Origin of the sequence: Kribbella albertanoniae (genome assembly GCF_004348455.1) — a bacterium.
Taxonomy (GTDB): domain Bacteria; phylum Actinomycetota; class Actinomycetes; order Propionibacteriales; family Kribbellaceae; genus Kribbella; species Kribbella albertanoniae.
In genome coordinates, this window is the sequence record NZ_SMKA01000263.1 from 1 (window position 1) to 13,331 (window position 13,331).

Genomic DNA, 13,331 nt, shown 5'->3' on the forward strand with positions numbered 1-13,331 from the left:
CTGCTAACCGAAGAGTGGATTGCTACTGGTTAGGGAGTGATCGTGGGGCGGAGTCGGGTGGTGCTGGACGGGCCTTCGAACTTGGGGTTGCGGCCGCCGGTCGAGGGGACGGTGCCGGGTTGCTACAAGCTGGCCGGGGCGCTGCGGGATCAGGGGATCGTGACGCGGATCGGGGCCATGGATGCGGGATGCGTGGTGCCGCCTCGGTACGACCGCGGCGGCTGGAAGCCCGGGGACGGCGTGTTCAACGCAGGCGCGATGGCGTCGTACAGCGTGCGACTGGCGGATCGGATCGGCACATTGCTCGACGACGAGAAGTTCGTCGTACTGCTGGGCGGCGAGTGCAGCAACCTGCTCGGGCCGGCGCTCGCACTGAAGAGGCGCGGCCGGTACGGCGTCGTCTACCTCGACGGGCATTCGGACATGCGGACCGTGGACAACGACGAGTACGTCGGTGCTGCGGGTGGTGAGGCGTTGGCACTGGTGACCGGGCGGGGGCAGGACGATCTGACCGACCTGGAAGGGCTGTCGCCGTACGTGCGGGACACGGATGCCGTGATGCTCGGGTATCGCGAGGACGAGGCCTACCTGGAGACTCTTGTGGAGGCGGGGATCCCGCATTGGTCCGCGCTCCGGATCATCGAGGACCCGGCACAGGCCGCACATGGAGTGCTCGCCCATCTGGAACGGGAGGAGCTCGACGGGTTCTGGGTGCACCTGGACGTCGACATCCTCGACGCAGCGATCATGCCCGCGGTGGACAGCCCGGACCCGGGCGGTCTCGACCACACCCAACTGCGAAACCTGCTGCGGCCATTACTGGCGAGCGAGAACTGCGTCGGGATCGACATCGGCATCTACGACCCCGACCTCGATCCCGAGCAGGTTTACGCGAAAGAACTCACCGACACCCTGGTGGCAGCACTCAGCTGAACGACACGGGGATGTAGACGTCGCCCGTGCGGTCGCTCGCCGCGAAGTGGTCGCGGCGGGAGACGATCGCGCAGGTGATGTCCGGATCGCTGCAGTCGAGACCGGAGTTGACCTCGGCGATCCGGATCTGCGCGGTGAACGTGCCGTTGGAGGCGATCGGGTACGACGCGCTGCCGCCGAGCGGGTTGTTCGTCACCCATGCGGACGGGCCGACCGTCGTACCGCCCTGGCCGTCGCCACCAGCGCACGGGCTGGGCTTGGTGCCGTAGCTGTAGTCCGACGGAACGGCACACAGCGCGACGTAGTACCCCTGGGCCGGGCTGTACCCGCTCCCGGTGACGGTGATGGTTTCACCAGCCTTGGCCAGGCCGGTGGCATTCGAAGCGTTCAACGTCTTGCCAAGATTCGAAGCACTACCAGGCGCGGCGGACGCCGGCGCAACAACGCCGACAGTCAGAGCGGCGGCAGCGGTGAGAGTCAGAACGATACGACGCATCATCTGAGCGGGAACTCCCTTGATTAGGTAAGCCTTACCTAACTACCTTAAGTGTCGTTCGTCGTCCGAGGGAAGCTCCCAGACCAACCCCTGACCGTGATCCTCGATACGCCCAAGCACTCGCCGCGCGCCACCCGGCCAGATCTCCAACTCGACCAGGAACGCCTCCAGTCCTGGTTCGAACCGCAACCGGGCCAGCGGCGCCGACTCGTCCGCCCGCTCCCCCAACTCGGCCAGCTGCGCGTCCACAGCCGCACGGTCTTCGTCGGTCAGGTACTGCCACATGATCGAGTGCCACAACACCGTCACCTGCCCCGGCACCACCTCCAGCCCGCGCACGAACGAGACCGCGTCCTCACGCCGTACGTCGGCCGGCACCTGCCGTGCGACCTCCAGAGCAGCCCGGAGCCGCGCCAACCGCTCAGACATGTCCGGCCACACATACGACGTCAGCGTCCGGGCGCCCGCCGCCGACAGCGGGTTCACCGGCGCAGTGTCGCAGCCGACCCGCTCCACGATCCGTACGGCGGCCGGCTTCAGCACCTGCCCTGACCACGCGTTCTCGATGACCACCGGGCTGTCGGCTGCGCCATAGGACTCACCGTCCGCGTCGTACCGGAAGTGATCAGCCCGCAGGTTGAGTCCAGCACTCGCACCCATCTCGAACAACCGCACCGGCAACGGCACCTCCCGCACCAGCTGCAGCAGACCGCCATAGAGCGCGGCCGACCGGCGTACCTCGTTGGTCTGCGGCGGCTGAGTCAGCAGCGCCCGAACCTCACCCGACCGGGACCGCAGCACCTGCTCGAACGCCTCCCACCCGAGCACGGGGTCCCACACCCCACCAACGCTCGGATAGAACGCCGCAAGCTCGGGCACCTCCCCCGCCAGCACCAGTCCGTGCACGGCGCCCAGCAACCGCAACCCGATCACAGACCCCGGTGGCGGATCCTCATACCCCGCCAGTACGTCGGCCGATACCCCACCGACCTCGTAGTCGTCCACGAGCCGCCGCAGGAGCTCTGCGTACATCGGAGACCCGAGGTTCTCGCACCGGACGGCCTGACGCTGGAGTGACCCCAGGAGACGCACTAGGAGGTCCAGACCATGCCCTGGCCGTGGGGATCGGCATGGCCGAGTACTCGGCGCTCTCCGCCTGGCCAGGTTTCCAGCTCGACCAGGAACTCGTCGCCCCATTCGCCTGGGGGCTCGAGCCGCAACCGGGCCAGCGGTGTCGACTCATTCGCCCGCTTCCCCAAATCAGCCAGGGCGGTGTCTACGGCCGCCTGGTCGTCTTTGGAGAGGTAGCTCCACATGATCGAGTGCCAGAGGACGGTTAGATGGCCCTCGGAGAGCTCCAGGCCGCGAACGAATGACACTGCATCAGCACGCCGTACGTCGGCCGGCACCTCCCGTGCGATTGCTAGTGCGCCTCGTAGGCGCGCCAGCCGCTCCACCTGGTCGGCCCACACGTACGACGTCAGTGTCAGCGACCCCTCGTCGGACAGCGCGTTTACCGGGGCCACGTCGCTGCCTACTCGTTCCGCGATGCGCAGTGTGGACCGCGGGACCTCGCGACCCGACCACGCGTCCTCGATCACCACCGGGCTGTCTGCACGCCCGTAGTACGAGCCGTCGGCCAGGTTGTAGCGGAAGTGGTCGGCTCGTAGGTTCAGCCCGGCACTTGAGCCGATCTCCATCAGCCGCACCGGGAGCGGCATCTCGTGGACCAGTTGCAGCAGACCGCCGTACAAGGCGACGGACCGGCGGACCTCGTTGGTCTGGGGTCCCTGGAGCACCGCAGCGCGCAGCTCAGCCGCTCGCGACTGGAGGACTTGGGCGAAAGCCTCCCAGCCGAGCACCGGATCCCAGACTCCGCCCACGCTGGGGTAGAAGCCCGCCAGCTCCGGTGCCTCGCCCGCCAGCACCAGCCGGTGCACAGCTGCCAGTAGTGGCAAGGCAAGAGACTCTTCGTGGCTGTGGCCTTCGTAGCTTCCGAGTACGGCGGTGGTTGCCCCACCGAGCTCGTAATCGTCCACCATGAGTCGCGCCAGCTCGGCGTACATCAGGGACCCGAGCTCTTCGCAATCGGTGGCCTGCTGCTGTAGTCCCGCTACGACACCCATGCCGTTGAGGTTAGAAGGTCAGGCGGTCCAGCACGGTCTTCGCGGTGGTGCGCGCGTCCTCCTCCTCGAGGGGCGAGCCATGGCGGTCGGTGAGGTAGAAGACGTCCACACACTCGGCTCCGAGCGTGCTGACGTGCGCAGAGCGGATGTCAGCACCAGTCGCCGCGATAGCCGACGTCACGTCGTACATGAGAGCCGGCCGATCATGCGCTCGCACCTGCAGCACAGTCGCCGTCTCGGATGCCGCCGGCAACAGGTCGACCCGACTGGCCACCCGCGGAGCCGATGAGTCCCGCGCCGCCAAGCGCCGTACCAGGTCGGTGTTGTCCCGCAGTGCGACTGCAAGCCGGTCCCGCAACCGCACTGGATCCGGAGCCGAACCAGCCACCGTCCACTGCGAGATGCCGAGCCCGTCAACCGACGTCACCACCGCAGCGCGCACGGAGAGCCGCTCAACAGCCAGTACGGCGGCCACTGTCGACAGCGTGCCCACCTGATCCGGTACGGCGACGTTGACCCGCAGGTCCCCGTGATGATCGGTCACCGTCACACCGAGCCGGCCAATGCCCACGACCTGGTGCAGCTCGGGCACCGAAATCGGCGGAGTGTCGGTCCACATCCCCTGCCCGCCACCGGCCAGTTCGCCACGCACCCGACGGCACAGCTCGCCGACCAGCCGCAGCCGCCACGGGGAGGACGCGGCTGGGCCGGCCGCGCGTGCATCGGCGTACGTGAGAGCTTCCAGCAGGTCCAGCGTCTCGGTATCGCGCACGATCCCCGACACCAGCTCAACCGTCATCGGGTCGTCCAGGTCGCGTCGAGTGGCGACCTGCGCCAGCATGAGGTGCTGCCGGACGAGCAGGGTGATCGTGTCGGAGTCTGTCTCGTTGAAACCGATCCGACGAGCGACACGCGCCGCAATCACCGCACCGGTGACACTGTGGTCGCCCTCGACCGCCTTACCGAGGTCATGCAGTAGCGCAGCGACCAGCAGCAGGTCAGGACGCCGTACGTCGCGCACCATCTTCGCTGCCTCGACACAGGTCTCCAGCAGATGCCGGTCGACAGTGAAGCGGTGGACCGCCGACTGCGGCGGCCGGAACCGCACGGTGTCCCACTCCGGCAGGATCCGCGAGATGTACCCGGCCTGATCAAGCGCCTCCCACACCTCGAGCAGTCCGCCACCCGCACCCAGCAGTGCACACAGCAACCGCTGCGCCTCACCAGGCCAAGGCTCGGGCAAGTCCAGCGCCTTGGAAGCCAACCGCGCACAGACAGCAGGTGACAACCCGAGCTCACGATCCGCAGCAACCGCAGCGGCCCGCAGACCCAGTACGGCGTCCCGCTCCGGCCGCGCATCCGGCATCAGCACGACTTCACCCTCGTGCTGGCCGACACCCTCATCAAGTGCAAGCAGCAGCGGCCCACCAGTCCGTTGGAACCGCCGCGAGCGCGGAGGCCGAGTCAGCAGACTCTCCACTCGTCGCCACGACATGTCGCAGACATAGGCGAGCGTCCGCCCGGTCGCGTACACATGGCGCAGCAGTTCGTCCCGACCACCCAGTCCGAGCCCGGCCGCAACTTCACCGGCCACATCAGCGACCAGACGGTCCGTCGCCCGGCCCGCCACGGTGTGCAGTTCGTCGCGCACATCCAGGAGGTCCCGACGGGCGCGCTCCACCACGGGGTGCGGGATGTCGATCAACCACGACGCCACCAAGGCACGCAGTACGACGGCATCCCGCAGACCGCCGTACGCCTCCTTGAGGTCCGGCTCGGCCAGGTGGGCAACCTCGCCGACGCTGGACGCCCGGTCCCGGCAGGCCTGCGCCAGCTCGGGCAGTCTGGTCTTCGCAGTACGTCGCCAGTCCGCCATCAGCACGGACCGCAGCTCCAGCGTCAGATGCGAGTCCCCAGCGACGTGACGCGCGTCGAGCAGCCCCAGTGCAACCCGTACGTCGTCAGCCGCGGACTCCCTGGCCTGTGCGACGGTGCGGACGCTGTGATCCAGCTTGGTCCGCGAGTCCCACAGCGGGTACCAGATCTGGGCCGCCAACTCGTCCAGTCGTGGGTACCCGTCGACGTGCAGGAGCATCACGTCGAGATCGCTGTACGGCGAGAGCTCCTCCCGGCCGTAGCCGCCGACAGCGACCAGGGCAACGCCCTCGGTGGGTACACCGAGGGCGTCACAAGCCTTGGAGAGGAGCAGGTACAGCAGCGCGTCGGCCTCCTCGGCCCGGGCGCGCCGCTGTTCTGCCCTGTCAGTCATTAAGCAGAGCCCACCATCTAGAGAGCGTCCCCGTCCAACTCGCCCGTGCGGACCCGCACGATCGTCTCGACGTTGGTCACCCAGACCTTGCCGTCACCGATCTTGCCGGTCTGCGCGGCCTTCACGATCACGTCGACCACCTCGGCGCCGTCACCGTCCTCGACGACCACCTCGAGCCGCACCTTCGGAACCAGGTCCACCTCGTACTCGGCGCCCCGGTAGACCTCGGTGTGGCCCTTCTGCCGGCCGTAACCGCTGGCCTCGGAGACCGTCATCCCGGTGACGCCGAACGTCTCCAGTGCGGCCCGGACGTCTTCCAGCTTGTGCGGCTTGACCACCGCGGTGATCAGCTTCATGCGTTGGCACCTTCCTTCTCGGAAGCATCGGTGGACCCATTGTCCGTGGTCGGCGCCGGGCGGGCCGACAGCGCGCCGCGCACACCGCTCGCGCTGGCGAAGTCGTACGCCGTCTCCGCGTGCTCGACCTGGTCGACACCGGTGACCTCGTCCTCTTCGGCGAGCCGGAAACCGATCGTCAGGTCGATCACCTTCGCGAGGATGAACGCGATCACGAAGGAGTAGACACCGACCGCGAGGTTGGCCAAGGCCTGCCGGCCGAGCTGACCGGCACCGCCACCGTAGAAGAGGCCGTCGACCGCGGACGGCGCCGCCGCCGTACCGAGCAGGCCGATCGCCAGCGAACCGAACAGACCGCCGACCAGGTGCACGCCGACCACGTCGAGCGAGTCGTCGAAGCCGAGCTTGTACTTCAGCGAGACCGCGAAGGCGCAGATCGCACCGGCGAAGACACCGAGGATGAGCGCGCCGATCGGGCTGACCGCGCCACAGGCCGGGGTGATCGCGACCAGACCGGCGACCGCACCCGAGGCCAGGCCCAGGGTGGTCGCCTTACCGTGCACGATGCGCTCGACGATCAGCCAGCCGATCACGGCGGCCGCCGTGGCGACCTGGGTGTTCACGAAGGTGATCGCGGCGGTGCTGCCCGCGCTCAGCGCCGAACCGGCGTTGAACCCGAACCAGCCGAACCACAGCAGACCGGCGCCGAGCAGGACCAGCGGCAGGCTGTGCGGCCGCATCGGGTCCTTCTTCCAGCCGATCCGCTTGCCCAGCACGATCGCCAGGGCCAGCGCGGCCGCACCGGCGTTCACGTGCACCGCCGTACCACCGGCGAAGTCGATCGCCTTCAGCTTGTCGCCGATCCAGCCGCCGTTGCCCTCGTCCAGGAACCACACCGAGTGTGCGACCGGGAAGTAGACCAGGCAGGTCCAGCCGACCACGAACGCGATCCAGCCGCGGAACGTCACCCGGTCGGCGATGGCGCCTGAGATCAGCGCCGGGGTGATGATCGCGAACATCAGCTGGAAGGCGACGAAGGCGAGTTCGGGGGTGGTGCCGGTGATCGCCTCCGGAGCCAGCAGGCCCTTGAGCCCGACCGCGGAGAAATCTCCGATCACATGCCCGTTGTCACCGCCGAACGTCAGCGAGTAACCCACCACCACCCACAAGATGGTGACGACGGCGATGGTGACGAAGCTCATCATCATCATGTTCAGCACGCTCTTCACGCGCACCATACCGCCGTAGAAGAAAGCCAGGCCCGGTGTCATCAGCATCACCAGGGCGGCGCTAGCCAAGACCCAGGCGGTATCGCCGGCGTTGATCTCCATCAACGTCATCCCTTCCATGCTTATCTGGGGGTGGCCGGCGTCCTCGATCGGGAGAACTCCACAACGCCGGGGAGCCCGCGCCCAGCCACATCGCACACGGTGCCGACACGCCGTTTCAGGGAATCGGTCCGTTTGTTTCCGGCATGTGACAAAGCGGCCTCCCAGGTGACATCGGCGTGACATGGACCTCTCGAGGCCCTGGTATGGCACTCTGGCCTGGACCACACGGGGCCGCAGCCGCGCCACTGCTCCCGTCCGAAGTAGGGAACGAAATGGAGATCGATCACGGGGTGACGCCGCGTCGCGGCAGACCACGCGACCCGGACGCTGAGCCGAGGATCCGCCGGTACGCCGTCCAGCTGCTGCTGGAGCGTGGGTTCGACGGAATGACGGTGGACGATGTCGCCGAGGCCGCGGGGGTCGGCAAAGCGACGATCTACCGGCGGTGGGCGAGCAAAGAGGAGCTCGCGAACGACGCCATGGCCGACCTGTTCGACATCGAGATCCCGGATGCCGACACCGGCTCGCTGGCCGGTGATCTGCGGGAGGTCTACGGGAACGCACTGGCCTTCGCGAACACCCCGGCCGGCGTCGCGCTGATGCGGCTGGGAATCACCGAGGCGAACCGCGACGCGCGGTCCGCGGCGATCTACAGATCGTTGATCGATCGCCGCATCGTGCTCACAAAGGCTGCCCTGGAACGCGCCTGGGCCCGCGGTGAGCCGATCCGGCGCTCGGCGGATCCGGTGATGATGGTGCAGTGGCTGTCCGGTCTGTTCGTGCTGCGGATCCTGCTCAACGAGCCGATGCCTGCCGTGGCGGACGCCGATCATCTGGTCGACGTCACCATGCGGGTGATCCGGGAGGACTAGGGCAGCCAGCCGTACGCGAACGCGGCCAGGACGGCCAGCGCGACCCCCAACGCCAGTAGTACTCCGACGAGCGCCGTACGGCGTCGGCGGCGTTTGAGGATCACGCCGGTCGTCCAGGCCCGGTCCGCCAGATCGACCTCCGGCAGCTCGTCCGAAACCTGGCTGAGCATCGGTCCGATGTCCTCACGCCTCACTTGGCCTCCCCCGCGATCAGCGCTCTGCGGAAGCGTTCGAACGCGGACAGTCCCTGCGCGTGCACAGCGGTGTGCGACATGGTCAGTACGTCGGCCACCTCGAACTCGGTGAGCTCTTCCAGATGCAGTAGCACGAGGATCGTGCGCTGGGTGGGTGTGAGGGTGGTGAGAGCTCGTTCGACCGGGTCCTCGCTGCCCGGAAACGGCCGCACCCGGCTCCACCACGTCAGGGCGGGCTGGTAGAGCAAACGCTGGACGAAGACGTCCGGATCGTCCACCTTGGGCCACGTCAGTGACAGCTGGGTGAAGGCGCGCAACAGAGCGTGCTCGGCCCGCCCCAGTTCGCCGTACACGAGGTACGCAGTACGAAGCCATCTACCCTGTCGCGCGTCCACGTACGAGGCGAACTCCGGGTCGACTGTGTCCAGCATCCACCCTCCCGGAGCTATTCAACCTCTCAACTACCGCGCGCGGCGAGAGCCAACCGCGTCTCTTCTGCGATCAGATCCCCGTTGATCGCCGCACCAGCCCGCAGCCCCGCACCGGCCGCGTGGACGACCTGTGCCATCGGCTCGGTGACGTTGCCTGCCGCAAACACCCCTGGCACAGCAGTCTCCCCCTTGGCGTCGACTTCAATCGCGTCTCCGTAGACGGACCCGGCCATCTCCAGCTCGGTAGTCTCCAGGCCGAGGTCGACCAGGAAGGCAGCACGGGAGCGCAGCTGCGCCTGCACGGTCAGAGCGTCGCGTGGGATCACCTTGCCGCCTTCCAGCCGCACACCGGTGAGCTTGCCGTCCACCACCTCGATCTGCTCGACCTTGCCTTGCACAACAGCGATCTGCCGGGCTGCGAGCTCCTCCCACTGCTCATCCGTCAGCTCCGTGCCGTGCAGGAAGAGCGTGACGTCATCACTCAACTGCCGGAACATCTGCGCCTGGTGCACAGCCTGCGGGCTGGTAGCCAGTACGCCGATCGCCTGGTCCTGCACCTCCCAGCCGTGGCAGTACGGGCAGTGCAGCACGTCCTTGCCCCACTGCTCAGCCAGACCAGGCACATCAGGCAGTACGTCGGTCAGTCCGCTCGTGACCAGGATCCGCCGGGCCTGGTACGTCGTACCGTCCGCCAACTCGACCGTGAACACCTCACCACGGCGCACCGCGGTGACTGTGCCAGTGGCGAACTGGCCGCCGTACCCGGCGACTTCCTCGCGGCCGATGGCGTAGATCTCGCTCGGCGGCGTGCCGTCGCGGGTCAGGAAGTTGTGCACATGGCCGGCCGGGGCGTTGCGCGGCTGACCGTTGTCGATCACCAGCACCGACCGACGCGACCGCACCAGCGCGAGCGCCCCACTCAGCCCGGCTGCACCGCCACCGATCACAATCACGTCGTACTCAGTCGTCTTCATACCGCAAAGATCCGCTAGGACATTCGTTTTCGACAACATTCTTTGCCATAGTGGCAATGACCGGGGTGGTGGGGCGGGGAAGGAATGAGAACAGTGGAGTTTGATGAGGTCTTGGATGCAGTTGGGCCGCGGCTGCGCGGGCTGCGAGTTGAGCGCGGTACGACGCTCGCGCAGTTGTCGGAGTCGACCGGGATCTCGGTGAGCACGCTGTCCCGGCTGGAGTCCGGTCAGCGCAAGCCGACGCTGGAGCTGTTGTTGCCGTTGGCACGCGCCCACCAGGTCCAGCTGGACGAGTTGGTGGACGCACCGACCACCGGCGACCCGCGGATCCACGCCAAGCCGATCATGCGGCACGGCGCGATCCACATTCCGCTCAGCAGACGGCCCGGTGGGCTGCAGGCGTTCAAGCAGATCGTGCCCGTGGGCTGGCCAGGTGGTGAGGTCAGTCAGAAGACGCACGAGGGCTACGACTGGGTCTACGTACTGTCCGGGCGGATCCGGATCGTGCTCGGCGACAAGGACTTCGTTCTCACCGCAGGAGAGGTGGCCGAGTTCGACACGAGGGTGCCGCACTGGTTCGGGAACGCCGGGGACACACCGGCCGAGATGCTGTGCCTGTACGGACCCCAGGGGGAACGGATGCACGTCAGGGCACGCACCCGCTAATCTTCGGCGGTCGGTCCGGACTCTGAAGGAGCTGGTAGTGAGCGTCGCGTTGTTCACCTTGGGCGGCACCATTGCGATGGTCGGCGACGGCCGACTGACCGGAGCGGAACTGACGGCAGCCGTGCCGGGCCTCGCCGAGCTCGGACGGCCGGTGGAGATCCAGGACGTCGAATCGGTCTCCAGCGCCAACCTGACCACGGCGAAGATCCTCGAGGTCGTCGACGCGGCCTCGAAGGCTGTCGCCGCCGGTGCCACCGGTGTCGTAGTCACCCAAGGCACCGACACTCTGGAAGAGACGTCGTTCCTGGTGGACCAGGTGTGGCCGCACCCGCAGCCCTTCGTGCTGACCGGTGCCATGCGCAACCCGACCCTGGCCGGGCCGGACGGGCCTGCCAACATCGTGGCCGCGTGCCGCGTCGCCTGCTCCCCCGCCGCCCGCGACCTCGGCGCCTTGGTCGTGTTCAAGGAAGAGATCCACGCGGCCCGCTGGGTGCGCAAGACGCACAGCACCAGTACGGCGACCTTCGTGTCGCCCAACGTCGGTCCGATCGGCCACGTGGTCGAGGACCAGGTCCGCATCCTCGCCCGACCGGTTCGGCTGGACGGCGTCCAGGGCAGCGCGGAACCGGCCGACCTGGACGCCAACCCGGTAGCGCTCTACACGATGACCATGGACGACGACGGCCTACTGCTGAAAGGGCTGGCGGACACTCACCGCGGTCTGGTGGTGGCTGGGTTCGGTGTGGGACACGTCCCGGCCGCGCTCGCTCCGGTGCTCGGTGAGCTGGCGGCGGCGATGCCCGTCGTACTGACGTCGCGGACCGGGGCCGGCTCGATCGTGCGGAACACCTACACGTCGCCGGGCTCGGAGATCGACCTGCTGCAGCGTGGACTGATCGACGGTGGCTTCCTCGACCCCTACAAGGCGCGGGTGCTCCTCCGGTTGCTGCTGGCAACCGATGACGACATCACTGCGGCGTTCGCTCAGTACCAGTGAGGGCGTCCGCCTTCATCGTCAGATAGTCGCGCTCGGGCAAGCTCGTCGTACGGCGAGCTGCCGCCCGGAAGTAATCGACCGCCGTCTCGTGGTCGCCGCGCATCTCGTACAGATGCCCGCGGGTCGCATCGAGACGGTGGCTGTCCTTCAGCTCGTCGTCGACCGCCTCCAGCAGCTTCAGCCCGGCATCCGGTCCGTCGACCATGGCCGCGGCGATAGCGCGGTTGAGCTTCACCACCGGGTTTCCGGACAGATCCTCCAGCAGTCCGTAGAGCGCGTAGATCTGCGGCCAGTCGGTGTCCTCGGCGCGCTCTGCCTCGTCATGGAGGGCAGCGATCGCAGCCTGCAGCTGGTACTCACCCAGCGGCGGCGCGTGGAAGGCTTCGACGGCCAGCGCGACGCCCTCGGTGATGTAATCCGCGTTCCAGAGCGTGCGGTCCTGCTCGGCGAGTGGAATGAGCTCTCCGGCGCTGCCGGTGCGTGCTTTGCGCCGCGCGTCCGTCAGCAGCATCAAGGCCAGCAGGCCGGTGACCTGCCCGTCCTCGAGCTGTGCGTGCACCGCACGCGTCAACCGGATCGCCTCACTGGACAGGTCGTTCCGCTGCAGCTCTGCGCCACTGCTGCTCGCGTAGCCCTCGTTGAACATCAGGTAGAGCACATGCAGCACGTTGCGCAGCCGGTCCGCATCGGCGGTGAGCTCGAACGTCGCACCCTTCAGCCGGCTCTTCGCCCGGCTGATCCGCTGCGCCATTGTTGCCTCAGGCACCAAGTACGCGGTGGCGATCTCGGCGGTGGTGAGCCCACCGACCGCCCGCAGCGTGAGCGCGATCGCCGACGCCGGGGTGAGCGACGGATGGCAGCACAGGAAGAGCAGCCGGAGCGTGTCGTCCTGCTCCTCGACCTCCTCCGGCGGCAGCTCACGCAGTGCGGCGCGTTCCTCGCGGCGCCGTCGGGCCTGGGCCTGCCGGATCTCGTCGATGAACCGCCGGGAGGCAGCCTGAATCAGCCAGGCCTTCGGGTTGTCCGGCTGCCCGTCCCGCGGCCACGTCGTCGCAGCCGACAGCAAAGCCTCCTGTACGGCGTCCTCGGCCGCCGCGAAGTCGCCGTACCGCCGGACGACCACACCGAGGACCTGCGGTGTCAGCTCACGCAGCAGGTCCTCGAGCGTGTGGTCCTCGAGCGGGTGGTCAGATGTCCCAGAAGTCTGCATCCGACTCCATCAGTCGACGCACCTCGATCGGCTGCTCGATCGGCACCCCGCCCGGCCCAGGCGCGCTGGACTGCTCGGCGGCGATCTCCAGCGCCCGCTCCTCCGACTCGACGTCGATCATCGTGTAGCCGGCCAGGATCTCCTTGGACTCGGCATACGGCCCGTCCGTCACCACCGGCGCCGTGACGCTCGCCGCCCGGACCACCTTGGCGTGCTTCGGCCAGGTCAGCCCCTGCACGTCCACCAGCTCGCCGTTCGCGCGGAGTTTGTCCAGGGTCGCGGTCAAGTGGTCCAGGTGGGCCTGCCGGTCCGCCTCGCTCCACTCGTGCATCGTCGTGGTGGACGTGCCGCCGTCGTGGTTCATCAGCAGCAGGAACTTGGTCATGGTGTTACTCCTTCTCGTGGGCCTTTACCGGAAGGACGAAGCCAGGACCGGGCTCTCGACATGCTATGCACCCACAGGTCCTCCCCCAACC

15 protein-coding genes are annotated in these 13,331 nt (G+C 67.8%); 4 read left to right on the top strand and 11 right to left on the bottom strand.

Features of this window, described 5'->3' with window-relative positions:
• Positions 1–42 precede the first annotated feature (42 nt).
• Positions 43–933, top strand: a complete 891-nt coding sequence (locus tag E1261_RS36360) for an arginase family protein (RefSeq protein WP_238176649.1) — start codon at positions 43–45, stop codon at positions 931–933.
• Here E1261_RS36360 and E1261_RS36365 read toward each other — a convergent pair.
• The 6 genes from E1261_RS36365 to E1261_RS36390 are packed head-to-tail and all read right to left on the bottom strand — an operon-like array spanning position 926 to position 7,520.
• Positions 926–1,432 (bottom strand): hypothetical protein, encoded by a 507-nt coding sequence (locus E1261_RS36365; RefSeq protein ID WP_132414277.1) that lies wholly within the window; start codon positions 1,430–1,432, stop codon positions 926–928. The two genes, E1261_RS36360 and E1261_RS36365, sit on opposite strands and share 8 nt — an antisense overlap.
• Positions 1,433–1,471: 39 nt before the next feature.
• The gene (locus tag E1261_RS36370) at positions 1,472–2,521 is read right to left on the bottom strand and encodes a DUF2332 domain-containing protein (protein ID WP_420814079.1); all 1,050 of its coding nucleotides are present in this window, start codon (positions 2,519–2,521) and stop codon (positions 1,472–1,474) included.
• Positions 2,521–3,555: a DUF2332 domain-containing protein gene (locus E1261_RS36375; RefSeq protein WP_132414279.1), complete on the bottom strand. Its 1,035-nt coding sequence runs from the start codon at positions 3,553–3,555 to the stop codon at positions 2,521–2,523. Before E1261_RS36375 ends, E1261_RS36370 begins: the two co-directional genes overlap by 1 nt.
• Positions 3,556–3,565: 10 nt before the next feature.
• Complete coding sequence (locus tag E1261_RS36380) at positions 3,566–5,824, bottom strand: [protein-PII] uridylyltransferase (RefSeq protein WP_132414280.1); 2,259 nt, start codon at positions 5,822–5,824, stop codon at positions 3,566–3,568.
• 17 nt (positions 5,825–5,841) lie between these two features.
• A complete protein-coding gene (locus tag E1261_RS36385; RefSeq protein ID WP_132414281.1) occupies positions 5,842–6,180 on the bottom strand; it encodes a P-II family nitrogen regulator in 339 nt (112 codons plus the stop codon).
• Positions 6,177–7,520, bottom strand: a complete 1,344-nt coding sequence (locus tag E1261_RS36390; protein ID WP_272948629.1) for an ammonium transporter — start codon at positions 7,518–7,520, stop codon at positions 6,177–6,179. Before E1261_RS36390 ends, E1261_RS36385 begins: the two co-directional genes overlap by 4 nt.
• Positions 7,521–7,783: 263 nt before the next feature.
• Between E1261_RS36390 and E1261_RS36395 the strand changes: the two genes are divergently transcribed.
• Entirely contained in the window at positions 7,784–8,383 is a 600-nt protein-coding gene (locus E1261_RS36395) for a TetR/AcrR family transcriptional regulator (protein WP_238176651.1), read from the top strand.
• On the opposite strand, the gene E1261_RS36400 is transcribed toward E1261_RS36395, so the two are convergent.
• The 3 genes from E1261_RS36400 to E1261_RS36410 are packed head-to-tail and all read right to left on the bottom strand — an operon-like array spanning position 8,380 to position 9,982.
• A complete protein-coding gene (locus E1261_RS36400) occupies positions 8,380–8,577 on the bottom strand; it encodes a hypothetical protein (RefSeq protein WP_132414283.1) in 198 nt (65 codons plus the stop codon). The genes E1261_RS36395 and E1261_RS36400 overlap by 4 nt on opposite strands.
• The gene (locus tag E1261_RS36405; RefSeq protein WP_132414284.1) at positions 8,574–9,008 is read right to left on the bottom strand and encodes an RNA polymerase sigma factor; all 435 of its coding nucleotides are present in this window, start codon (positions 9,006–9,008) and stop codon (positions 8,574–8,576) included. Before E1261_RS36405 ends, E1261_RS36400 begins: the two co-directional genes overlap by 4 nt.
• 26 nt (positions 9,009–9,034) lie before the next feature.
• Positions 9,035–9,982: an NAD(P)/FAD-dependent oxidoreductase gene (locus E1261_RS36410; RefSeq protein WP_132414285.1), complete on the bottom strand. Its 948-nt coding sequence runs from the start codon at positions 9,980–9,982 to the stop codon at positions 9,035–9,037.
• A gap of 93 nt (positions 9,983–10,075) precedes the next feature.
• Here E1261_RS36410 and E1261_RS36415 point away from each other — a divergent pair, with 93 nt between their 5' ends.
• Together E1261_RS36415 and E1261_RS36420 are read left to right on the top strand one after the other, a co-directional pair.
• Entirely contained in the window at positions 10,076–10,648 is a 573-nt protein-coding gene (locus E1261_RS36415) for a cupin domain-containing protein (protein ID WP_238176652.1), read from the top strand.
• 37 nt (positions 10,649–10,685) lie between these two features.
• Positions 10,686–11,645, top strand: coding sequence for an asparaginase (locus E1261_RS36420; RefSeq protein WP_132414287.1), 960 nt, complete (start codon positions 10,686–10,688; stop codon positions 11,643–11,645).
• Here E1261_RS36420 and E1261_RS36425 read toward each other — a convergent pair.
• Together E1261_RS36425 and E1261_RS36430 are read right to left on the bottom strand one after the other, a co-directional pair.
• Positions 11,617–12,855, bottom strand: coding sequence for an RNA polymerase sigma factor (locus E1261_RS36425; RefSeq protein WP_132414288.1), 1,239 nt, complete (start codon positions 12,853–12,855; stop codon positions 11,617–11,619). The two genes, E1261_RS36420 and E1261_RS36425, sit on opposite strands and share 29 nt — an antisense overlap.
• Positions 12,833–13,240, bottom strand: coding sequence for a YciI family protein (locus E1261_RS36430; protein ID WP_132414289.1), 408 nt, complete (start codon positions 13,238–13,240; stop codon positions 12,833–12,835). The genes E1261_RS36425 and E1261_RS36430 overlap by 23 nt, the downstream gene beginning before the upstream one ends.
• Positions 13,241–13,331 lie beyond the last annotated feature (91 nt).